Origin of the sequence: Clostridium sp., from assembly GCF_036639235.1 — a bacterium.
Taxonomy (GTDB): Bacteria; Bacillota; Clostridia; order Clostridiales; family Caloramatoraceae; genus Clostridium_AB.
This window is the reverse complement of the sequence record NZ_JAVWJB010000009.1, coordinates 31,295-53,271: the sequence shown is the minus strand read 5'-3', so window position 1 is coordinate 53,271 and position 21,977 is coordinate 31,295. Positions and strand designations below refer to the sequence as shown.

The window sequence follows — 21,977 nt, the reverse complement described above, 5'->3', positions numbered from 1 at the left end:
GTCATCTACTTTAAGTTTCACTCGATATTTTCATATCTTTTTCGCAGTATTACTACTTTTTTATATCTTATATTCTTCAAGTATACTTGGAATAACAATTTCTGCGTCAGTTTTCTCCTTTAACTTCTCTTTAAATTCTTCTACAGCTTCAACTTCACCATGGGTTAAGAATACTTTTTCCCTAATTCCTTCTTTGATTTCTTCAACCCATTCTAGAAGTCCATTAATGTCAGCATGACCAGATAATCCTTGGAAGTTATACACCTTTGCTTTAACATTTAAGGTTTCCCCAAATATATTAACCTTTTTATGTCCATCAAGTATTCTACGCCCTAGTGTTCCCTGTGCTTGATACCCAACAAATACTATTGCACTATTTTCATCTTGAATATTGTTCTTTAAGTGAAACTTAATTCTACCTGCATGACACATTCCACTTGAGGATATTATAACTACCCCCTTCTTGTAGGCAAGTCTTTGTGATGCTTCCTTCGAAGTTGTAAATGTTAAATTATCAAATTCAAGTGGAAAATTGTCAACACTTAACTTACTTAATATTTCTTCATCAAAACACTCCATATGCTTTCTAAATATTTCAGTAGCTGATGTTGCCAGTGGACTGTCTACATATATATCAATATCCTGTAAATACTCCCTCTTCTCAATATCAATATAGTTATTAAGCATATAAATAAGCTCCTGGGTTCTTCCTACTGCAAAAGATGGAATAATAACATTTCCTCCTTTAACAATAGTGTTTACAATAATGTTGTACAAAGAGTTACTTTCTTCAACTGGCTTATGAACCCTATTACCATAGGTAGATTCTATAACAAGGTAATCTGTTTCATTAACATAATCATGGTCCTTTATAATTGGTATATTAGGATTACCAAGGTCTCCAGTAAAAACTATCTTCTTATTCTTATTTCTATCATGAACATAAATTTCTATTATACTAGACCCTAGAAGGTGCCCAGCATCCTTAAACTTAAAGTGAATATTACTATCTATTTTAAATATATAATCATAAGGTACAGTTTGGACATTTTGAAGTGCTACTTCAACATCTTCAAAACTATAAATAGGCTCTATTGGAGGAAGTTTTTTTTGTTTTCTCTTCTTATTCTCCCACTCTGCTTCTTGCATTTGAATGTGGGCACTATCTCGAAGCATAATCTCTATAAGATCTCCAGTTGCAGGTGTACAGTAAATCATTCCTTTAAAACCATTTTTATATAAAAGAGGTATTTTTCCCGAATGATCTATATGGGCATGGGTTAACAGTACAAAGTCTAGTTCCTTTGGATTAAATGGAAGTCTGTCATGGTTTCTAGACTCCTCTGCCCCTTGAAAAAGACCACAGTCTATAATAAATTTTCTTCCCATAGCTTCCATGTAATAACATGATCCTGTAACCATTTTAGCGGCTCCACAAAACTTAATTTTCACCTATTATACCACCTTTTAAAATTTTTTCATTTTTTTGTTGACATAATAATCACTAGCTGATACAATAATAAACGTACCAAGTGCATGGCCCCTTGGTCAAGCGGTTAAGACACCACCCTTTCACGGTGGTAACAGGGGTTCGATTCCCCTAGGGGTCACCAATATTTGCCTCGATAGCTCAGTCGGTAGAGCAGTGGATTGAAAATCCACGTGTCGCTGGTTCGATTCCGGCTCGAGGCACCAAAAGAGAGTTTTATACTCTCTTTTTTTATTTGTATTTTTATATTATATGATATACATAATTAGAATAGTTTACTAAAAAGTAAAATCTACACTAATATAAGTATATTAGTGTAGACTCAAAGTGATACCAATTTTATGTTATTTAATCTTCTTTAAATACTCTACCGCACACATGGCTTGAACTGCTGCTCCGTAAACTAGGCAATGCTCATCTATATCAAAATAACTTCCGTGAGCAGGGTTTACAATTCCTCTTTCTTCATTTCTACATCCTAGTCTATAATAAAGTGATGGCACAAGCTTTGCATAATATGCAAAATCTTCTACTCCCATACTTGGTCTAGTTAATGTCATATAATTAATACTAGGTTCATCTTTAAGTTTGTCTTCTAAAAAATCATGTAAATCATCGTTATTATCATATGATGGATAACTCTCTTCTATAACAATATCAGCTGATGCATTAAAAGCCTTCGTAGTATATTCTATAATTTCCTTAAATCTCTCGATTACCTTATTTCTTAAGTCTTCACCAAGGGTTCTAATTATGCCTTCAATCTCTACAGTACTTGCTATAGCATTAGTAGCTGTACCACCTTTAATAATACCTATACTAATTACAACACTATCAGTTGCATGGATTTCTCTTGAAACAATGCTTTGAAGGTTATCTATTACCTTTGCCGCAATTAAAATAGAGTCTATTCCTGTTTGAGGACTTGCACCATGGGCACCCTTCCCCTTAATAGTTACCTTAAATGGGTTAGAAGCTGCAGCCACTACCCCCTTCTTAACTCCAATTGCACCTGATGGCATTGCTTCACATACATGAAGCCCAAATAAAGCCTTAACATCTTCAAGTGCACCATAATTAATCATATCTATAGCTCCACCATCTGTTTCCTCTGCTGGCTGAAATATAAACCTAACTCTACCTTCTAATTCGCCCTCTAATTCCTTTAATATATGTGCAGCACCTATTTGTATAGCAGTATGTGCATCATGGCCACAGGCGTGCATATACCCCTTATTTTTAGATGCATACTCTACGCCTTTAAGATCATTTACCTTTAATGCATCCATATCTGCCCTAAGGCCTACCATATTATCTCCACTACCTATTTCTCCAATAACTCCAAGGTCTCCATATCTTCTATATGATATCCCAAGGCTATCAAGTTCACTACGAACAAGTCCACATGTTTTAGGTAAGTCTCTATCTATTTCAGGATACATATGAATTTCTCTTCTTAATTTTCTCATCTTTTCAAAGTATTTTTTTGAAAGTTCTAGGTATCTATCCATTATCTAACCCCCGATTCTTCTATTATAAGCATAGAATCTTCTATTCTACATTTTACACCAAGTGGTATCGTTATTTTTTCCTTATCATGTCCAATATTAACGCCCTTGTATGAAACTATATTATGACGCTTAAAAAAGTCACACAATACCGCCTCTAGGGAAAAACTCCTATCTATATTAGCTGGATTACAATCTGTAAATTGTCCTAGTATTACACCTTTTACTTCATCAAAGACTCCTCTTAAGAGCATCTGATTAAGCATTCTATCTATTTTATAAGGTTCCTCACCTATCTCTTCTATAAATAGTATCTTATCCCTATAGGATATCTCATACTTTGAGCCAATAATTGAACAAATCATAGTTAGGTTGCCACCAAATATTCTACCTGTAATATTACCTTCTACAATAGGCTCAATTTTATAAGATGGACAATAAGATGGATCCATAATTGATTTTAAAAGTGATCTTTCACTTGTTTTATCTATTCTATAAAAATCTGAATATACCATAGGCCCATGAAATGTAATTATCTTAAGCTTTCTATTAATTGCACTATGAAGTGCAGTAATATCACTATACCCAACAAATATCTTGGGATTCTTCTTAATAGCTCCATAATCAATCGTATTAAGAAGTCTCATACTACCATATCCACCTCTTAATGCTATAATTGCCTTAATACTTTTCGAGGCAAAAAATATATTAATATCAGAGTTCCGTATATCATCACTTCCAGCAAGATACCCATCCCTCATAAAGCAGCTTCTACCAATAATAGGCTTAAACCCAAGGGTTCTCACCTTTTCAATACTTAATGTAAACTGCTCCTCATTAAATGAAGGCCCTGAGGGAGCAATAATTCCAATCTCATCATTAAATTCTAAAGCCCTTGGCTTAATCATATCACACCACAATCTAAATTAATTATATTATAATACTATAATTAATTTAGTAAATATATTACCCTATATATTTATTACGATAGAGATTTTTTTCGATTTTTGTAAGAGTTTCAAGGTTATTCTCCTCATCTGAGAAAATAGCCTGACCATATTTAATAGTTCTATATGCTTCATGTGGCTTTTTAAGTCTTAAATATACATTACATAAGTTAGTATATGCTTTAAAAAATTCAGCATCTTCCTGAATGGTTCTAATAAGCTCCTCACAAGCTTCTTCATTTTTATCTAAATTCACATAGCAAACTGATAAATTATATGATAATAAATGACTAATAACACCATTGCTTCTAGCAGTCTTAAAGCATACAATAGCAGAAGTATAATCTTCCTTCTTAAGATTAATTAACCCTAAATAATAATAAAATGATCCTGGTCTATCCTTAAAGTCATCTATAAGCATCTTCTGAGCCTCATTAACCCTATTGTCCTTAATATATGAAAGTATCTTTTCTACATTATACATAATATTCCTCCTACAACCTATTAGTAAGAATTATTGACATATATATTTTTTTTATACAGGGTTTATCAGTTATGATAATATTAATTATGACTATTATTAAGTAGTTACACTTTATGCTTCTCTATATTTAAAGGGCAAACAAAAAAGTGTAACTATATATTGCCTATAATTAGCATCTACACAGTTACACTTATAATCATTATATTTAACTATCTATTTTTAAGGTTATTAATCATTTGCCACATTTCATCAGCAGCCTTAATTGTTCTAGCATTAAACTCGTATGATCTTTGAGTAGTTATCATACTCGTAAGCTCATCTACCATATTAACATTAGACCCTTCAAGATATCCTGCAACTATTTTCGCATCAGTTGCAATTGGTCTATCCCCTGCTGAGAATAGGTTATCTCCCTTTGAAAGCATTTCATTCTTATAGGCAAAGTCATATAGGTTTATTTTACCTACTGTTTTCTTGTCACATACAATAGTTCCATCAGGACCTATTGCTAGTGGCTGCTTAACATTTGCCTTATCAATTCCTGCTACTTCAAGGATCATTCCTGACGCATTATGTACTATATTACCTGACATGTCTACACTGAAATTACCATCTCTAGTATAAAATGCCTCACCTTTACTATCTATAACTTTAAAGTAACCATCACCATTAATAGCAGCATCAGTATCTCTTCCAGTTGTAATAAATACTCCCTGGTCAAGATTTCTAAATGAATTTGATGCTCTAACACCAGTTCCGTGAATCATATCCCTATCACTTGTAAAAGGTACTCCATTACTAGTTCTTATGTTTTGCTTTAAAGTTTCACTAAAAGATACCTCTGTTTTCTTATATCCAGTTGTACCTGAGTTTGCTATGTTATTTGAAATTGACTCCATTTTAATCTGTGATGAAGTAATTCCTGTTCTACCTGTCCATATACTTGATAACATCTTTATCCCACCTTAACTGAAATTTTATTATCTAACAACACCAACGTCATTAACAGCCTTACCTAAGGTCTCATCCATTTGAAGTAGTATTCTTTGAGCTGACTCATAGTTTCTTGAAACTGTTATAAGTTCAGTCATAACCTCTTCAACATTAACATTAGACCTTTCAAGTGCACCTTGCTGAACTGCATCTAGGTTTCCACCCTGTCTTATAGCCTGTCCGTTTTCAGTGTTAATTTCAGTTAGTAAAAACCCTACGTTTCCATTTGAATTAGTTAATATTCCATTATTATTTAAGCTTGGCTCATTGCCATTTATAACTATAGGTCTATTGTCACTTCCAAGTACTTGTCTCCCCTGAGAATCTACAAGATAACCTTCATTTGCAACATGAAACTTTCCGTCCCTTGATAAGTGCCTTTGTCCATTTGCATCAACAACATTAAACATAAGATTATCACTTTTAATTGCAAAATCGGTTTTTCTATCTGTTCTATTTATTATTCCCTGTGAATAATCCTTTTTAATCTCATCTATTCCAACACCAGAGTTCATATATCCAATTGCATAAGCCTTATTAGGTCTATCACTAAAAGACTCTCTTCTTTGAATTAATATATCCTCAAAGGTTTTTATATTAACACTTGATTTTTTAAATCCAGGAGTGTTAATGTTGGCAATGTTATTACTTAGATTTTCCTGTTGAACCTGTCTTGTAATCATACTTGTTGCTGCACTATATAAACCTCTAATCACTCGTTTTCTCTCCTTTTACCTTCTTATCGTCATTAAAGAAGGCCTTTATTTCATCAGGGTATTTCATTCCCATTTCCTGAGCTCTTTTTTCAATTTGGGCATCTGTAATTTTAGGGCTTGGACCAGTAAAAATTAAAACTGCTCCAATTACAAGTCCTATACCAAGTCCTAGTAAGAACCTACTATCTTTTAAATATTTAAGCGCTACTGTTGACGCTTTTGTAATCCAATCCTTAATAAGACCTCACCCTTTCCTATGTTAAGTATTGATGCAATATCCTCAACACTCTTCCCTTCGTTATATAGGGTAATAACCTCATTGTTTAATATTGAACTATTATTAGAGCTTACTACTACTTCCTCAGTCTTTTCTTCCTCTTCTTTTACATATGTATCCTTTGTATTATCGATAACTTCTAGAATACCCTCTATATATTTTTCGTCATTTTCAAGTATTTCTTTATCCTCTATAACACTTACATTTTCATATTGCAAAAGCTTTTCCTCAAGTATTTCTACTCTCTTTTCAAGTTCAACATATGACTTTAGGATCTCCCTTTCATAAAAGCTATCCGCATCATTTTCTAAAAGAGTGTCAAAATTTTTCTCCTTGGCTTCCACCACATTTTGTACTTGTCCTCTTCTAAGTGAGAAATATATTAAAAGAAGACCTCCAATTAAAACTACATATATCATTATATTTTTCCTTATAAGTATTTTAGTTTTTTCATGTTTTCACGGAGTCTTACTATTGCTCTACTATGAAGCTGGGAAACCCTTGATTCTGATATTTCAAGAATCTTACCAATTTCCTTTAAAGTTAATCTTTCATAGTAATATAAATTTAAAACAAGCTGATCCTTTTCATTAAGCATATCTATTGCTTTTTTAAGCATTTCAAGCTGTTCATTTTCCTCAAGTATCTTCTGAGGCTGGGGGCTTTTTTCATCTTCAAGCATATTCTTAAACTGTATATCATCATCATCAAGCTTAAAAATAACTTCATCAAGTGATACTGTTGATACATAATTTACAAATGTTTGAATATTTCTAACCTCTTCAACTGTAAGGCCCATATAATTTGCAATTTCCTGGTCCTTTGGGTCTCTATTAAGTTGGTTTTCAAGTGCTTCTCTAGCTTGATTTAACTGAGAAAGTTTTGAAAATGCACTTTTTGATATCCAACTAATCTTTCTAAGCTCATCAATAATAGCTCCTCTAATTCTTAAAGTCGCATATGTTTCAAATTTTAGTCCCTTTGAAACGTCAAACTTTTCTATTGCATCTATAAGCCCAAGAACTCCAAAGCTTACTAGATCTTCCTGCTCTACTCCTGGTGGCTTACCACAAATAAGCCTTGAAGCAATGTACTTTACATAGGGAATGTACTTTACAATCATCTCTTCCCTTTCACTAACATTAGAGTAACACTTCATTTTAGAACCTCCTTAACTATCTTTTCATTAGCTCTCTGGATTTTTCAAAAATAAACTTAACTATTTTTTCTGTATCGTTTTTGTCTAAAGCAAGAAATCTACATCCAAGCTTATATGTTTTAGTTCCTGGATCCTTTTCCATTCTTACAACCTTAGAAATTATTGAAATAGTGTCTGAACTGCTTATAGCAACTTTAACAATTACATGTGTTCCCTCTTCAACCTTTTCAGCTGTAAATATCTTTATTCCACCAGCGCTTAAATCAATACTCTTAGCCGTAATAAATCTATCACTTAAAAGATCTAAAACCTTTTTAGAAACTCCATTTTCAGCAATTTCATTACTAATTGGTAGATATTCAATATCAAGAGAAACTGGTATTCTAAAATATTCTCTTCTTTGAACCTTGCCTTCAGTTGAAAGATCATCTACAATAATAAGTCTTAAATTCCCATCTACAATTCTATTTGAAACTATTCCTTTATACTTATGAAAGTCACTTCCGATTAGAATAAAAAATTCAATTTTTTCTCCTATTATAGGAAGATAACTTTTACTTCCTAAAACAGGTATACTAATTGCTATACTTTTATTCGATATAATATCTTGAACTGTACTTTTATATATTTCATTATCAATAGAAAATTCTACTCTTTCGTTTGTTTTTAATCTCTCTGTTGCCTTCATGCTTTAACCCCTCATTAAACCAAATAATCTTGATATATAACCTTTAATAGACTTATTATTATTATTTGAATAAGTCTCTCCTATTAAGCTCTTTCCTATGGTTTGTACACATTTTGATGCATGTGATTTAGGGTATATTTCTACAAAAGGACTTTGTGCTTTAACTGCTTTTCTAACATTAATATCTTCTAAAATATAACCTAAGAAATGAAGATTCATAGATAAAAACTTTCTAGAAGTATTAGCTAGCTTATTAAAGGTTTCGCTAGCTTCCTCAAGATCTAATGATCTATTAACAACAATATTAATTTTATCCTTAGACTTGTCCTTTGAAATAACCTTAATCAGCCCATAGGCATCTGTTATAGAAGTAGGTTCACTATTAGTTATAATTATAGCATCATCTGCCATTTTTATAAAGTTTATAACAGTTCTACCAATACCTGCACCAGTATCTATAATTAGTATATCAATATCCCTTAGCTTTTCGAATTCTCTAACTATAATTCTTTCTTCAATATCAGATAACTCTGATAATTTACTTATACCGGATCCTCCAGGAATTATTTTAATTCCCTCTTTAGTTTCCACTGTAATATCTAATATACTTTTCCCCATAGATAATATGTCTGAAATATTATATGGAGAATTTATTCCAAGTAGTATATCCACATTGGCCATACCAAAGTCAGCATCAAGTATTGCAACTTTTTTACCTAGATTATTTAATGTTAGGGCTAAATTAACTACAAAATTACTTTTTCCAACTCCACCTTTACCGCTTGATACAGTAATTACTTTAAAAGAACTTGGTTCTCCTTTAGTATCTAATAATTCTCTTAATCTAGCAGCTTGATCCATCTTTCATTTCTCCTAAAATCATGTTATGAATCTTATTTATACTAGGCACTTCTATGTCATCAGGAACATCTTGCCCTGTACATATAAATGATAATGGAACCCTACTATAATAAAGTGAATTAATTACACTTCCATAGCTATCTGTTTCATCAAGTTTGGTTAAAATAATTCCTTGGTAGTTAAGTATTTTATAGTTTTCTATTATAGATTTAATATCCTTATCCTTAGTAGTCATACTAACAACTAGATTAATACTATCTGGTTCAAACTCTTTAACTAGATTTCTAATTTCTGATATTTGCATAAAGTTTTTACTACTTCTTCCTGTTGTATCAACTAATACAACATCACACTCTTCCATTTTGTCTAGTGCACCCTTAATATCTTTACTTGAGATAACAACCTCAAATGGAATATTAAGAATTTCAGCATATGTTCTTAACTGTTCTACTGCACCTATTCTATATGTATCAAGTGTAATAAGACCTACTTTTTTGTTTTTATATAGGGTATACATACTAGCAAGCTTTGCTATTGTAGTGGTTTTTCCAACTCCAGTTGGTCCAACAAGCACCTTTATTCTTCCCCCATTATCCTCTGAAACTCTTATAAGGTTTTCAAGTATATTAATAGCTCTTTCATTAACTTCCTTTTCGGTTATCTTAATATCTGAGCTTTCAATCATTATATTTATAGAATTTTCTATTTCATCTATAAGTGGGTGTGTAACACCTATTTCCTCTAATGTTTCAATAATTTTAGGTCTTTTACTATCCTTAGTTGCTGCTATTTCCATATATGCCTTTGATGTATTAATACCTATACTTTCAATCATTTTTTTTATTTCATTTATTTCTTTTTCTACACTATTAGTCTTTGAAGGTGGCTGAAATGATTCAACCTTCTCCTTAGACTCTTTAGTATATGTATTATCAACAGCAGCTGTAACTTCTAGTCTTTTCTTTTTAAAAAGCCCTACTATACCAGGCTCTCTAACCTTCTTATTGCTAATAATCGTGGCTTCACTGCCAAGCTCGCTTTTTATTTTAAGCATAGCCTCATTCATATCATTAACTAAATACTTCCTTATGATCATGTAAGTGACACCATCCCTATAGTTTCAATTTGTACATCTGTTGGTATTTCGTTCATTGATAGTATTGTTATATTGGGAAAAACTATCTCTGTTAGCTTTCTAAATGCAGGTCTTATTCTTGGGGAACAAAGTATTACTGGTTGACCATTATAATACTGAACAGTATTCAGCACCTCTGTAACAGCCATAAATACCCTTTGTGTAGTATCCGGGTCAAGTGCTGGGTAAGACCCTTGGAATGACTTTTGTATACTATCCCCAATAATCTGCTCTAGATTCATATCAACAGCTGTAACTCTTATTATGTTATTCTCATCAACAAGAGCCCTACATATAGTTCTTGCAAGTGAGAATCTTGCATACTCAGTTAATAGCTCCATATCCTTAGTTGTTGAAGCATTATCCGCTAGTGACTCTAATATTGTTACTAGATCTCTAACTGGAACTCTTTCTTTAAGTAGATTTTGAAGAACCTTTTGTACTTCCCCTATTGTTAATAGGTTCGGAATAAGTTCCTCAACAACCGCACTATAACTTTCACTTATATTATCAATAAGCATCTTAACCTCTTGACGTCCAAGTAGTTCATGTGCATGTTTTTTAATAACTTCAGCTAAATGTGTAACAAGTACTGTTGTCGGGTCAACTACTGTTATACCCATAATTTCAGCTTCTTCCTTCTTAGAATCTGGTATCCAAACTGCTGGAAGTCCAAATGTAGGTTCTACTGTTGTTATACCATCTATTGGAATACCTTCTCCCATTGAGTCAATTGCAAGGTAGTGGTTACATAGGATTTCCCCCTTAGCTATAACCGTACTCTTAACCTTAATTGAATATTCATTTGTTGCAAGTTGAAGGTTGTCTCTTATTCTAATTGGCTGAACAATTATACCCATTTCAACTGCACACTGTCTTCTAACTCCTGTTATTCTATCTAATAGGTCTCCACCTGAAGATTGGTCTGCAAGTGGTATAAGTCCATAACCTATTTCTATTTCAAGTGGTTCGACGTTAAGTAGTGTTAATACATTCTCAGGTTCCCTTGAGGCTGCTGACTCAGCTTCTCCCCCAAGTTCCTCGTATTCTCCACCAATCTCTAAACCATCTTTTTTTCTACTTCTTAATATTGCAACAGCAGATAATATACATATAAGTGATATTGGTAAAAATACCATTGTAGGTAATGCTGGAATAAGTCCTAAAACTGCCATTATAGAACCTGCCATAATTAAAACCTTAGGATATGATGTCATTTGCTCTGAAAGCTCTTTACCAAGTGTCTTTTCACTAGCTGATCTTGTAACTAAAATACCTGATGCAGTAGATACTAAAAGTGCTGGAATTTGAGATACAAGTCCATCACCTATAGTCAGCAGCGCAAACTGTTGAAGTGCTTGCATTGCATCCATTTCCATAAATAACATTCCGATTATAACCCCACCTATAAGGTTAATAATTACAATTACAATTCCTGCTATAGCATCTCCCTTAACAAACTTACTAGCCCCGTCCATAGACCCGTAAAAGTCTGCTTCAAGCTGCATTTTCTTACGTCTTTCCTTAGCTTCAAGTTCAGTAATAATCCCTGCACTAAGGTCAGCGTCAATACTCATTTGCTTACCTGGCATAGCATCAAGAGTAAATCTTGCTGATACTTCTGATACTCTACCAGCACCATTTGTAATAACAACAAACTGTATCACAACTATAATTACGAATAAAATAAATCCAACAACATAATTTCCACCAACAACAAAGTCTCCAAATGCATGGATAACTTCACCTGCTTCTCCTTCACCTAATATTAATCTTGTTGAAGATATATTAAGTGCAAGCCTAAGCAATGTTGTAACAAGTAGTAATGTTGGAAAAACAGAAAACTCAAGTATTTCTTTAGTAAACATTGTAGTTAATAAAATAATTAAAGAAATAAGTAAGTTAAATGCCAGCAAAATATCTAACATCCATGCAGGCAAAGGAATTATTATCATAAGGACAATCATTATAATTCCAAGAGTTATAAACACATCTACGTTTTTAGAAAGTTTTTTTAATATTCTTTTTGCCATTATAACTTAACCTCACCTTTTCTTAACGCTGTAAATATATGCAATTACCTCTGCAACTGCACCATACAGTTCAGACGGAATCTCCTTATTAAGGTCAACTTCTGCATAAAGCTTTCTCGCTAAGATTTTATTTTCAACAATTGGTATATTATTGTTTTTAGCTACGTCCCTTATTCTAAATGCAACTGAATCTACTCCCTTGGCAAGAACCCTTGGGGCACCCTCTCCCTTTGTATACTTAAGTGCTACTGCAAAGTGTGTAGGGTTTGTAACAACAACAGTTGCCTTAGGAACTTCGTGTATCATTCTACTCATAGCCATTTCTCTTTGCTTTTGCTTTATTTTAGCTTTAAGCTGTGGATCCCCTTCCATTTGCTTATACTCATCCTTAATCTCCTGCTTTGACATTCGAAGATCTTTTTTATGTTGACGCTTTTGGAATATAAAATCTGCAACCCCAATTATAAGTAATACTATTACTATTCTTATAAGCTGAGAATCTGCAAGGTCCTTAACAAATGGGAAAATTCCATTTGGATGAAGGTCTGAAACCTTCATAATATCGAAAATTTTACTTTTAACAAATGTAAAACCTACAAGTCCTACAATTAGTATTTTAAGTATAGACTTAATAAACTCTACTAATGTTCTCATTGAGAAGAACTTTTTCATACCACTAATAGGGTTAAGCTTACCAAAATTAGGTTTTAATCCCTCACCACTATTTAAGAATCCTACCTGCATAACATTTGCTATAACACCAAGTATCATGGCTGTTGCTGCAATTGGCATAGCTACAAAGAATGCTTTTTGTAGGGAACTAAATACTATGTGTTGAATATCATATAAGTTAAGTTCAACCTTTCCTATATGTGATAATTCTTCTACCATTCCTTGTATTCCATAGGTATAAATTTTGTCTCCAAAGAATATAAAAAATAGTGTAACTCCAAGAAGTATTATCCCTGAATTAAGGTCGTTACTTTTTGCAACTTGTCCTTTTTTTCTAGCATCCTGTATTTTCTTTGAAGTAGGTTCTTCGGTCTTATCATCACTTCCTAGAAAAAAAACAAGGGAAGATGAGGATAAAATTTTCATAATTTCAGGCGATATGTAATCTAGAGACTTAACAAAAACTTGAATAAGTCCTGGTATTATTACAGCAAGACTTAATAAGCCAAATAGCACCTTAATAGGCATTCCTAAAATAAAAACCTGAAACTGTGGTACTGTTCTAGAAATAAGTCCTAATGTAAAGTCAGTTATAAACATGACTATAATTATTGGGGCAGCTATCTTAACTGATACGAAAAATGAGTGTGAAAATGCGTCAAGTACTGCATTAAACATATTTTCCGTTATAACAAAGTGCCCAAGAGGAACAACTTCAAAACTTTTAATTATTGCTGTTAATAATAAATGATGAAAATTAAATGCTAAGAATATCATCATTGCAATAAAGTTAAAAAATCTTTCTAAAACTGTAGCACTAGATGCTGAAGCAGGATCATAATATTGTGACATAGAAAATCCCATTCCAAAATCCATTAAATGTGCAGCAATTCTAAAAGAGCTAAATATAAAAGTAGCTACTGTTCCAATTGCTATACCAATCATCATTTCCTTAAATACAAACATTAATAGTTCATAGTTGTTTGTTGGCATAACAAACTCTGTTCCTATTATTGAATATGAAATAAGTAGCCCTATTGATAGGGATAACCCTACTTTAAATGAACCTGGTATTTGTTTGTGTGAAAAAATAGGCGATGTCAGAAACAGAGCTACAACCCTAATAGATGCAAGAAAAAATACTAAAAAATCATTAATATTTAGATTCATATTCTCTACCCTACAATACTTGGAATAGTATTAATCATACTTTCTATAAACTGTATAAGTGTCTTAGATATAAATGGTCCAAGTACAACCATTACTAGAATAATAGCTAGCATTTTAGGTACAAATGTTAAGGTCTGTTCTTGTATCTGTGTTACAGCCTGAAAAATACTAATAGCAAGTCCAACTACCATAGCAACAAGAAGAATAGGTCCTGCTACTAAAAGTGATGTTATTATTGCTTTTTTAGCTATTGAATAAATTAAAACTTCGCTCATCTTTCACCTCAGGGTTAAAAACTCTGTATTAATGACTTCACCACTAAGTGCCATCCATCTGCTAATACAAAGAGTAGTATTTTAAAGGGTAAGGATATGGTAACCGGTGGAAGCATAAACATACCCATAGACATTAATACACTTGCAACAATCATATCTATTACTATGAATGGTACAAATATTAAAAATCCCATTTGAAAAGCTGTTTTAATCTCGCTTATTGCAAATGCTGGTACAAGTACTGTAAAAGGTACATCATATCTACTTTCTGGTTTTTGTATATCTGATGCTTTATAAAATAAAGCAAGATCCTTTTCCCTTGTTTGATTTAACATAAAGTTTTTAATAGGTTTACTTCCCTCTTCTACTGCCTTTTCATAACTAAGCTTACCTTCAACATATGGTTGAATTGCTGTTGTATTAACCTCCTTATATACTGGAGTCATAACAAACAGTGACATAAATATAGCTAGGGCTATGATTATTTGATTTGGTGGTGACTGCTGGGTTGAAAGGGCTGTTCTTGTAAAGCCAAGTACTATTACTATTCTTGTAAAAGATGTAGTAAGTAATACTATAGCTGGTATAAATGTTAAAAAAGTTAATAATAATAATAACTTTATATTCCCAACATACTCCTTTGGAGTTTGCTCTCCACCAACAGATAAATTCAAATCAAGCCCTACAGGCTGTGCATGTGCAGCAGTGTAAAAAGAAACAAACATTATTGCTGATATTAATAAAACACGTTTAGCTAGTTTTCTTTTCATTTTTACCCTTTCCTTTGAACCTTCTTAAATAATCCTCTGTATTTTTAACTAGAGAGTCTATTTTTACGTTATCCATACTAATTGCCTTGTATGCCTTAGTATCAATTTCGTCTTCACTAAGTTCCTTTAAGATTTTCACATCATTTGACGCTGCTGAAACTAAATATAGTTTTTCGCCTATCTTTACAATGTTAAGTGTTGTATTTTGTGATAAGCTAGTTCTTTCAAGTACCCTAATATTCTTGCTACCTGATAGCTTATTTTGATATTTAGAAAGCCCTCTTAATGTTAGAAGCATAAGAACTATAACAAAGACTAATACACATATGGTTTTAATTGTATCTATTATAAAAGAACCTTCCATCATATCTCCTTACCTTTGAATAACTATCTTATTAACGTAGATATTTGTAAGTCTTCCGCTAACAAGCCCTTCATTTATCTTATTTAATAATTCCTTCTTAACAACATCAAGTCCCTTACCGTCAAAATCAACAGCCTTTTTCTGTCTTATTGTGCTATTAATAATATCTTGTATTTTATTTATCTTAGAATTAATTTCAGCGTCTAGATCTTTATTCTTATCTGGATAAGCAAGTGTTAGCTTAGTTTGAATAAAACTTTTCCCACCTTCATCTGAAAGATTTAGAGTAAACTCTTCCATTTGAAGACTTTTCTCTACAAGCTCTTTCTCAACGTACTTTATCTCTTCTTTAGCGCTACCTGACCCAAGCATTGTATATGCAAAATATGCACCAACACCTACAACAGCAATTATTAAAATAACAAGAATTAACACAATAGGCTTCTTCTTACCCTCACTCATATAAATTCTCCTTTTCAAGTTATGTTATATATATATGTGCCTACCTAGGTAGGCACAATATTAACTTAAATTTTACACAGTATTTCTTTTTTAAACTCTTTTATTCTTTTGATTATTTCATCTGGACTATCTTCTACAACATACTTGTTACCGTTTGTCATAGTAACTAAAGTGTCTGGATTTGCCTCTATTTTTTCAATTAGATCACAGTTTATATAAAACTCTTTATGGGCTAGTGTTGATAATTTAATCATGTAAACCCCTTCTTTCTAATTATTTACTATCTCTTAATATTAAGAAGTTCTTGAAGCATTTCATCAGATGTTGTAATTGTTCTTGAATTTGCCTGATAAGACCTTGATGTTACAATCATTTCTGTAAACTCATTAGCAAGGTCAACATTAGACATTTCAAGGAATCCTTGTTCTGCTGTACCAAATCCATCATCTCCTGGGAAACCACGATTAGCCTCCCCTGAGTTAGCACTTTGACGATAAAGGTTTTCACCAATTCCCTCAAGTCCAGCATCATTAACAAATGAAGAAATTTCAAGTCTTGCAACCTCAAATCTATCCTCACCGTATATTCCTTGTATCTTTCCATCCTTACCTATAGAGAAGCTTCCAAGTTGTATCTTTTCGATTTTAAATCCTGTACCTCCAGCTCCCTTAGATTCATCCATAATAGTAGGTGGTGTTTTCTGTGCATCAGCTAAATCTCCAGTAACACTTACTCCATATATACCCTTTGAAATCATATTAGTGTATAGATTTTTATAGTTACTGTTAGCAGCTACTTCTCTATCAGTAGCACTCATTTCCTCAGCCTTTTTCATCTGATTCTTAATAGCCTTTTCAAGATCTGTTAGCTTATCATACCCACCAATGTTTATAGTCATAGCTCCATCAGCAGTCATTGTTATTGGCTGGTCTCCCCCTGCTGTATTAGTAAAGTTAATACTCTTAACATTATCTCCACCATCAAATCCATATAACTTAACCGCCATAACTTCCTTTGGAGGTGTTCCTGAACCAAACTTAATTGGTGGAACTGTTGGGTGTTCTAGTGGTACATTAATTGGCCCTCTATTTCCTGTTTTATCAATACCAAGTACTCTAAACCCACCTGATGTTACAAGATCCCCATACTTATCAAGTGTAAATGAACCATCTCTTGTGTAGAATGTTTCTGAACCGTTACTTACCATAAAGTAACCATTACCTTGAACTGCAATATCTGTTGCACGTCCTGTTGGCTGAAGGGTTCCCTGTCTAACATCTCTATCAATTGATGATACACTCATTCCTAGTCCAACCTGTCTAGGGTTAACCCCTCCAGTTGAGAATGTAGGACCTGATGCACCTTGCATTGTTTGATACAGAGCATCCTTAAAAGTTACTCTTGAACCTTTAAATGCAACAGAGCTTATATTTGCTATATTGTTACCTATAACGTCCATTTTAACCTGTTGATTTTTCATACCACTTATACCAGAATACATTGATCTTATCACTTTATTACCTCCTTATTTCTACTACATCAATCAGTCAGTAGCAGTTAGGCCTCCTAAAGGTCCAGCCTAAATTATTATTGCACTATCTATATTAGTAAATATCTTTTCCTCTAGGGATGTTTTGTCCATAGCTGTAATTATCGTTCTATTTGGAACACTAGCAATTAACGCTAAGTCATTATAAAGGATTAAAGTTTCTTTTGCCCCTTTATTTTGAACCTTATCGATAGCCTTATTTATGCTATTCACATCATCCTTTGATAGGTTAATATTTCTACTTTGAAGTCTTTCACTTGCATGGGCAGAAATTTTAAGGTTACTATCTAGTGCTTTATTTACACATTTATCAAATTCAAGTCTATGAGTGTTTCTAATGTCGAAGGATTTCCTATTAATATTTTCTTTTGTGGGGGTTAATGGCATTTGCTGTATATTATTTATCTTAGCCACATTACTTCCCTACTTTCCACTACCCTCAGTTGCTCCTCCTGTAGTACCACCTTCTGGTTTAACATCTGGTTTAACATCTGGCTTTACATCTGGTTTAACTTCCTCTTTAGGTTCTGAAAAACCAACTGATTGTTCTAGTGCGTACTTCTTATCATCCTTAGTTATAAGATATACTTGTCCACCTTCAATCTTAACTGACTTAACAACTCCTTTTTCAGTTGAGTATGTACCATCTTTTCCTCTAACTGCAAACTCAACTTCCTTGCCAATCATCATGCCTGCCTCTGTAACACTTGAAGACATTAATACTCTTGACATTGCAGTATACAGCTTTTCCGTTTGCTCAAGTGATGTAAACTGTGCAAGCTGTGATACATATTCTGTTCCATCCTTCCCCTTAAGTGGGTCCTGGTTAGAGAGTTCAGCTGCAAGTATTTGAAAGAATACATTTTTGTTAGTCATGTCGTTATTAACACCTGAACTTCCCATGTATCCATTAGCAACATTATTAGGTGAATTAATTGAACCTATTGGCATAAAAATACCTCCTATATATTTTCTTCAAGGGCATCCTCAAAAATTGATTCAAACTCCTCGTCATTTGACTCTTCACTATTTCCATTAAAGCCACGTCTAGCTTCTTCTCCACCATCTTCCTGAGAAAGATTTACAGAAACATGATGTAAATCTACTCCTGTAGACTGCAGTTTTTCTTGAAGCTGCTGAAGATTATTTTGAAGTAGTGCAAATGTTTCCTTTTTATCCGCTGATATTGATGCTGAAATTTGTCCCTTTTCAAGAACTAACTTTATAGTGATTTCGCCAAGTTCCTGTGGGTTAAGCTTTATTCTCATTTCACATCTACCAGGTAGTCTAAGTGTTTTAAAGTTTTCTACTACAACATCAACAATATCTCCTTGTTTAAAGATATTTGCATGTTTAACTGTTATATCCTGGGTCGAAGCTGTTTGCTGTGCAAACTGCATACTGCCCATTAATGATGAATCTCCCTTCCCTTCAAGAGCTTTAACAAGCTTTGTAGTATCTAGGGATCCGTCTTTTGTGGTAAACTGCTGTAAAAACTTTAATGCATCAATTATCTCTTTATTCTCTCCTCTTTGTGATAGATTAGAAATCATACCACTTATAGTTGAACCCATATTACTGTTTTGAGCTAATGAATTAAGTGAGTTAATTGACTTCATCTTTATAAATGAAAGGTCAATACTTCCATCTGCTAGAAACTGTGTAATATTTTCTTCCGCCATACTTTGAGATTTATTTTTTAGGTTGCTTAAAATATCCTCAACATTGTCATTTACTATAAAATTGTTAAGGCTATCACATAGTGTTCCTTCTTTTAAGCTTGCTTCTCTTAAGTTTAAAGAACTTAATAAACTTCCAATGGTTAAGGTTTGGTTTAAGGTTTGGCTTGATTCTTCGGATAGTCCATTAGAGTTACCAAATAAACTTACTAGTACTTCTTCTCCTGACTTACCTGATGTTATAAGAGATGTTAAAAATCCTACAAAACCAGCTTCATCAGATGAACCGTTAAAAGAAGATGCTTTAAATGAACCTTGGTTTGGTGAAGTAGCTGCGGGCATTGCTATATTTGCATTCAATTATTAATCACCTCCTTTCAATGATTTTATATAGTTATTAGATGCAATATCATCTAATTTGTTTTGCTCTAACTTGTTTTCTTCTTTAATATGCTCTATATAAGCATTATCTTTAAGTGTTTCAATAACTTTTCTATCCTTGTTAGCTTTTATAACCTCAACTCTAGCTCCTTCAAGTATTCTTTCAGCAACACTTAACTCTTCACGTGTTTTATCTATTGAATCATCAAGGAAAGTTAGGTACCTCTGGAATACTATTAACTCTTGAGTTGTTCTTAAATTACTATATCCACCATTTAGAACTTGAGTTTTTTTGGTTACTAAACTCTCTAATTCAAAGTTAATGTCGCTATATATTCTAAGTTTCGCTGCGAAATTTTCTTTTGACTTTTTTTCAATCTTTTCTCTGTAATCTAATACCTTATCTAACTTAAAATTAAACATCTATAACACCTCTGTTAAATACTTAAAAGTTTTTCAATAGTGTCATTTAAAGATGAGTATTCATCTACTTTTTGTTTTAAAAATTCATTTATAGCATCTATTTTATTAATAGCTTCATCAACCTTATAATTTGCACCTGATTGATATGCACCTATATTTATTAAGTCTTCTGATTCAGAATATGTTGCAAGTAAATCTCTAACCTTACCTGCCTTTTCCTTTAACTCTTCACCTGCAATCTGACTCATAAGTCTAGATACACTTGAATTAATATCTATAGCAGGATAATGATTTTTAGCTGCAATTTTTCTTGAGAATACAATATGACCATCTAAAATACCACGGGTAGCATCTGCAATTGGCTCATTCATATCATCACCATCAACTAGAACAGTATAAAAAGCAGTAATTGAACCATTAGCACTATTTCCTGTTCTTTCCATAAGTCTTGGCAATTTAGCAAAAACCGATGGGGTATACCCCTTTGTAGCTGGTGGTTCTCCAATGGTTAACCCTATTTCTCTTTGGGCCATTGCAAATCTTGTAACAGAATCCATCATCATCATTACATTTTTGCCCTTATCTCTAAAATACTCTGCAATACTTGTTGCTGCATATGCTCCCTTTAATCTCATAATTGGTGATTGATCCGATGTTGCAACCACAACTACTGATCTTTTTAAACCTTCTTCTCCAAGGTCTTTCTCAATAAATTCTTTAACCTCTCGACCTCTTTCACCTACTAATGCAATAACATTAACATCTGCATCCGAATACTTTGCTATCATTCCAAGTAGTGTACTTTTTCCAACTCCACTCCCTGCAAATATACCAATTCTTTGTCCAACTCCACATGTTAAAAATCCATCTATTGCTCTAACTCCAGTAGTCATTACAGATTTAATTCTTTTTCTAGTTAAAGGATTTGGAGGATCTCTATCTAATTTATATTCTGTAGCAGCTTTTGGTTCATAACCATTCATATCTCTTCCAAGTCCATCTAATACTCTTCCTAAAAGAGAATCTGATACCTTAACAGTTAATGCATTTCCTGTTGCAATAACTTCAGAACCTGGTGCAATACCAAATGTGGTGTCAAATGGCATTAATATAGCTGTTTCACCATTAAATCCAACAACTTCGCATTCTATTTCATTATTATCAATATTTTTTATAATGCATACCTCTCCAACAAAAGCTCTAATACCCTCAACCTCAACTGTTAATCCAACAACCTTTTTAACCTTACCTCTAACAGTTAATGTTTTAGCTTTTCTAACCTTTTCAGTTAAAGAGTTAAAATCTACACTAAACATTTATACTATCTCCTAACAAATTCTTCAAAATCGAATCAAGTTGAACCTGAATACTTGCATCAATATAACTTGAAGGAGTTTCTAGCTTATAGGTAAAGTCATCAAACTCACCATCTGCTAAAACTAATATATTACACTTTTCATCTACTAATGATGAAAATCTATTTTTTTCTTCTTTAATAATTGCAGCATTTTTAGGGCTAAGTTTAATTATTATCTTATCCTTATCTGCACACTTTAAAATAGCTGACTCTATAATACTTAATATAACTTCCCTATTTTGTGTAACTTCTGTTAAAACAACTTTTTTGCTAACTTCCATTACAATATCTATAACCTCATCTTGAATCTGACTTATATACTGCCTTGATTCAATATGACATTCATCTAGAAACTTATAAGCTATTTCTCTCTTTTCTATTGAGTCATTTATAATTTCTTCATTTTCTCTTTTAGCCTCTTCTGTGCCATAATCATATCCTTCTTTATAGCCTTTCTGATATCCATCCTGGTAACCTTTATCTACGGCTTCTTCTTTAATAGTTTCAGCAATTATATGAGAATTCTCTATAATTTCCTGAGCCCTATTTTCATATTCCTTAATTATCTCATTACCCTTTTCACGG

The 21,977-nt window shown here is 32.7% G+C and carries 25 protein-coding genes and 2 tRNA genes; 2 read left to right on the top strand and 25 right to left on the bottom strand.

Features of this window, described 5'->3' with window-relative positions; all coding sequences use genetic code 11:
- Positions 1-60 precede the first annotated feature (60 nt).
- Positions 61-1,452, bottom strand: a complete 1,392-nt coding sequence (locus RR539_RS04320) for an MBL fold metallo-hydrolase (RefSeq protein ID WP_332473532.1) — start codon at positions 1,450-1,452, stop codon at positions 61-63.
- An 86-nt stretch (positions 1,453-1,538) separates the two neighbouring features.
- On the opposite strand from RR539_RS04320, the gene RR539_RS04315 reads away from it, so the two are divergent.
- Both RR539_RS04315 and RR539_RS04310 read left to right on the top strand, forming a co-directional pair.
- Positions 1,539-1,613, top strand: a tRNA-Glu gene (locus RR539_RS04315).
- A gap of 6 nt (positions 1,614-1,619) precedes the next feature.
- Positions 1,620-1,695 (top strand) — tRNA-Phe (locus RR539_RS04310).
- Positions 1,696-1,833: 138 nt separating this feature from the next.
- On the opposite strand, the gene RR539_RS04305 is transcribed toward RR539_RS04310, so the two are convergent.
- From RR539_RS04305 to RR539_RS04190, 24 genes are all read right to left on the bottom strand, one after another.
- Positions 1,834-3,000: a M20 metallopeptidase family protein gene (locus RR539_RS04305; protein WP_332473533.1), complete on the bottom strand. Its 1,167-nt coding sequence runs from the start codon at positions 2,998-3,000 to the stop codon at positions 1,834-1,836.
- On the bottom strand, positions 3,000-3,905 hold the full coding sequence (locus RR539_RS04300) for a S66 peptidase family protein (RefSeq protein ID WP_332473534.1): 906 nt from the start codon (positions 3,903-3,905) through the stop codon (positions 3,000-3,002). The genes RR539_RS04305 and RR539_RS04300 overlap by 1 nt, the downstream gene beginning before the upstream one ends.
- Before the next feature lie 58 nt (positions 3,906-3,963).
- Entirely contained in the window at positions 3,964-4,428 is a 465-nt protein-coding gene (locus RR539_RS04295; RefSeq protein ID WP_332473535.1) for a tetratricopeptide repeat protein, read from the bottom strand.
- A 209-nt stretch (positions 4,429-4,637) separates the two neighbouring features.
- Positions 4,638-5,381 (bottom strand): flagellar hook-basal body complex protein, encoded by a 744-nt coding sequence (locus RR539_RS04290; protein WP_332473536.1) that lies wholly within the window; start codon positions 5,379-5,381, stop codon positions 4,638-4,640.
- A gap of 27 nt (positions 5,382-5,408) precedes the next feature.
- Positions 5,409-6,137, bottom strand: coding sequence for a flagellar hook-basal body protein (locus tag RR539_RS04285; RefSeq protein WP_332473537.1), 729 nt, complete (start codon positions 6,135-6,137; stop codon positions 5,409-5,411).
- 204 nt (positions 6,138-6,341) lie between these two features.
- The gene (locus tag RR539_RS04280; protein ID WP_332473538.1) at positions 6,342-6,833 is read right to left on the bottom strand and encodes a DUF6115 domain-containing protein; all 492 of its coding nucleotides are present in this window, start codon (positions 6,831-6,833) and stop codon (positions 6,342-6,344) included.
- Positions 6,834-6,844: 11 nt separating this feature from the next.
- Positions 6,845-7,573 carry a FliA/WhiG family RNA polymerase sigma factor gene (locus tag RR539_RS04275; protein ID WP_332473539.1) on the bottom strand — a complete coding sequence of 243 codons (729 nt, stop codon included), beginning with the start codon at positions 7,571-7,573 and terminating at the stop codon, positions 6,845-6,847.
- A 16-nt stretch (positions 7,574-7,589) separates the two neighbouring features.
- Positions 7,590-8,261, bottom strand: a complete 672-nt coding sequence (locus RR539_RS04270; RefSeq protein ID WP_332473540.1) for a flagellar brake protein — start codon at positions 8,259-8,261, stop codon at positions 7,590-7,592.
- Between the two features lie 3 nt (positions 8,262-8,264).
- On the bottom strand, positions 8,265-9,122 hold the full coding sequence (locus RR539_RS04265) for a MinD/ParA family protein (RefSeq protein ID WP_332473541.1): 858 nt from the start codon (positions 9,120-9,122) through the stop codon (positions 8,265-8,267).
- Positions 9,106-10,218, bottom strand: a complete 1,113-nt coding sequence (gene flhF / locus RR539_RS04260) for a flagellar biosynthesis protein FlhF (protein WP_332483463.1) — start codon at positions 10,216-10,218, stop codon at positions 9,106-9,108. Before flhF ends, RR539_RS04265 begins: the two co-directional genes overlap by 17 nt.
- Positions 10,215-12,290, bottom strand: a complete 2,076-nt coding sequence (flhA, locus tag RR539_RS04255; protein WP_332483462.1) for a flagellar biosynthesis protein FlhA — start codon at positions 12,288-12,290, stop codon at positions 10,215-10,217. The genes flhF and flhA overlap by 4 nt, the downstream gene beginning before the upstream one ends.
- 12 nt (positions 12,291-12,302) lie before the next feature.
- Positions 12,303-14,132: a flagellar biosynthesis protein FlhB gene (gene flhB, locus RR539_RS04250; protein ID WP_332473544.1), complete on the bottom strand. Its 1,830-nt coding sequence runs from the start codon at positions 14,130-14,132 to the stop codon at positions 12,303-12,305.
- 5 nt (positions 14,133-14,137) lie between these two features.
- Positions 14,138-14,407 carry a flagellar biosynthesis protein FliQ gene (gene fliQ / locus RR539_RS04245; protein WP_332473545.1) on the bottom strand — a complete coding sequence of 90 codons (270 nt, stop codon included), beginning with the start codon at positions 14,405-14,407 and terminating at the stop codon, positions 14,138-14,140.
- A gap of 14 nt (positions 14,408-14,421) precedes the next feature.
- Complete coding sequence (fliP, locus tag RR539_RS04240) at positions 14,422-15,177, bottom strand: flagellar type III secretion system pore protein FliP (protein WP_332473546.1); 756 nt, start codon at positions 15,175-15,177, stop codon at positions 14,422-14,424.
- The gene (locus RR539_RS04235) at positions 15,158-15,544 is read right to left on the bottom strand and encodes a FliO/MopB family protein (RefSeq protein WP_332500225.1); all 387 of its coding nucleotides are present in this window, start codon (positions 15,542-15,544) and stop codon (positions 15,158-15,160) included. The genes fliP and RR539_RS04235 overlap by 20 nt, the downstream gene beginning before the upstream one ends.
- 6 nt (positions 15,545-15,550) lie before the next feature.
- Complete coding sequence (locus tag RR539_RS04230; RefSeq protein WP_332473548.1) at positions 15,551-16,003, bottom strand: flagellar basal body-associated FliL family protein; 453 nt, start codon at positions 16,001-16,003, stop codon at positions 15,551-15,553.
- A 65-nt stretch (positions 16,004-16,068) separates the two neighbouring features.
- Complete coding sequence (locus RR539_RS04225; RefSeq protein ID WP_332473549.1) at positions 16,069-16,257, bottom strand: flagellar FlbD family protein; 189 nt, start codon at positions 16,255-16,257, stop codon at positions 16,069-16,071.
- 26 nt (positions 16,258-16,283) lie between these two features.
- Entirely contained in the window at positions 16,284-17,516 is a 1,233-nt protein-coding gene (locus tag RR539_RS04220; protein ID WP_332473550.1) for a flagellar hook protein FlgE, read from the bottom strand.
- Positions 17,517-17,582: 66 nt separating this feature from the next.
- Positions 17,583-17,966 carry a TIGR02530 family flagellar biosynthesis protein gene (locus RR539_RS04215; RefSeq protein WP_332473551.1) on the bottom strand — a complete coding sequence of 128 codons (384 nt, stop codon included), beginning with the start codon at positions 17,964-17,966 and terminating at the stop codon, positions 17,583-17,585.
- Positions 17,967-17,975: 9 nt separating this feature from the next.
- Entirely contained in the window at positions 17,976-18,503 is a 528-nt protein-coding gene (locus RR539_RS04210) for a flagellar hook capping FlgD N-terminal domain-containing protein (protein ID WP_442878387.1), read from the bottom strand.
- An 11-nt stretch (positions 18,504-18,514) separates the two neighbouring features.
- Positions 18,515-19,591, bottom strand: a complete 1,077-nt coding sequence (locus RR539_RS04205; RefSeq protein WP_332473552.1) for a flagellar hook-length control protein FliK — start codon at positions 19,589-19,591, stop codon at positions 18,515-18,517.
- Between the two features lie 3 nt (positions 19,592-19,594).
- Complete coding sequence (fliJ, locus tag RR539_RS04200; RefSeq protein ID WP_332473553.1) at positions 19,595-20,035, bottom strand: flagellar export protein FliJ; 441 nt, start codon at positions 20,033-20,035, stop codon at positions 19,595-19,597.
- A 14-nt stretch (positions 20,036-20,049) separates the two neighbouring features.
- Positions 20,050-21,351, bottom strand: coding sequence for a flagellar protein export ATPase FliI (gene fliI, locus RR539_RS04195; protein WP_332483461.1), 1,302 nt, complete (start codon positions 21,349-21,351; stop codon positions 20,050-20,052).
- The coding region (locus RR539_RS04190) for a FliH/SctL family protein (protein ID WP_332473555.1) at positions 21,344-21,977 on the bottom strand (634 nt) is incomplete at its 5' end. The genes RR539_RS04190 and fliI, both read right to left, overlap by 8 nt.

Bases quoted from the DNA above. Each gene is read 5' to 3' on its own strand.
- RR539_RS04275 (WP_332473539.1), bottom strand. From the start codon at position 7,573: ATGAAGTGTTACTCTAATGTTAGTGAAAGGGAAGAGATGATTGTAAAG.
- RR539_RS04280 (WP_332473538.1), bottom strand. From the start codon at position 6,833: ATGATATATGTAGTTTTAATTGGAGGTCTTCTTTTAATATATTTCTCA.
- RR539_RS04210 (WP_442878387.1), bottom strand. From the start codon at position 18,503: ATGCCAATAGGTTCAATTAATTCACCTAATAATGTTGCTAATGGATAC.
- RR539_RS04225 (WP_332473549.1), bottom strand. From the start codon at position 16,257: ATGATTAAATTATCAACACTAGCCCATAAAGAGTTTTATATAAACTGT.
- fliI (WP_332483461.1), bottom strand. From the start codon at position 21,351: ATGTTTAGTGTAGATTTTAACTCTTTAACTGAAAAGGTTAGAAAAGCT.
- flhA (WP_332483462.1), bottom strand. From the start codon at position 12,290: ATGGCAAAAAGAATATTAAAAAAACTTTCTAAAAACGTAGATGTGTTT.
- RR539_RS04305 (WP_332473533.1), bottom strand. From the start codon at position 3,000: ATGGATAGATACCTAGAACTTTCAAAAAAATACTTTGAAAAGATGAGA.
- flhB (WP_332473544.1), bottom strand. From the start codon at position 14,132: ATGAATCTAAATATTAATGATTTTTTAGTATTTTTTCTTGCATCTATT.
- fliQ (WP_332473545.1), bottom strand. From the start codon at position 14,407: ATGAGCGAAGTTTTAATTTATTCAATAGCTAAAAAAGCAATAATAACA.
- fliP (WP_332473546.1), bottom strand. From the start codon at position 15,177: ATGAAAAGAAAACTAGCTAAACGTGTTTTATTAATATCAGCAATAATG.
- RR539_RS04300 (WP_332473534.1), bottom strand. From the start codon at position 3,905: ATGATTAAGCCAAGGGCTTTAGAATTTAATGATGAGATTGGAATTATT.
- fliJ (WP_332473553.1), bottom strand. From the start codon at position 20,035: ATGTTTAATTTTAAGTTAGATAAGGTATTAGATTACAGAGAAAAGATT.
- RR539_RS04235 (WP_332500225.1), bottom strand. From the start codon at position 15,544: ATGATGGAAGGTTCTTTTATAATAGATACAATTAAAACCATATGTGTA.
- RR539_RS04230 (WP_332473548.1), bottom strand. From the start codon at position 16,003: ATGAGTGAGGGTAAGAAGAAGCCTATTGTGTTAATTCTTGTTATTTTA.
- flhF (WP_332483463.1), bottom strand. From the start codon at position 10,218: ATGATCATAAGGAAGTATTTAGTTAATGATATGAATGAGGCTATGCTT.
- RR539_RS04270 (WP_332473540.1), bottom strand. From the start codon at position 8,261: ATGAAGGCAACAGAGAGATTAAAAACAAACGAAAGAGTAGAATTTTCT.
- RR539_RS04290 (WP_332473536.1), bottom strand. From the start codon at position 5,381: ATGTTATCAAGTATATGGACAGGTAGAACAGGAATTACTTCATCACAG.
- RR539_RS04265 (WP_332473541.1), bottom strand. From the start codon at position 9,122: ATGGATCAAGCTGCTAGATTAAGAGAATTATTAGATACTAAAGGAGAA.
- RR539_RS04295 (WP_332473535.1), bottom strand. From the start codon at position 4,428: ATGTATAATGTAGAAAAGATACTTTCATATATTAAGGACAATAGGGTT.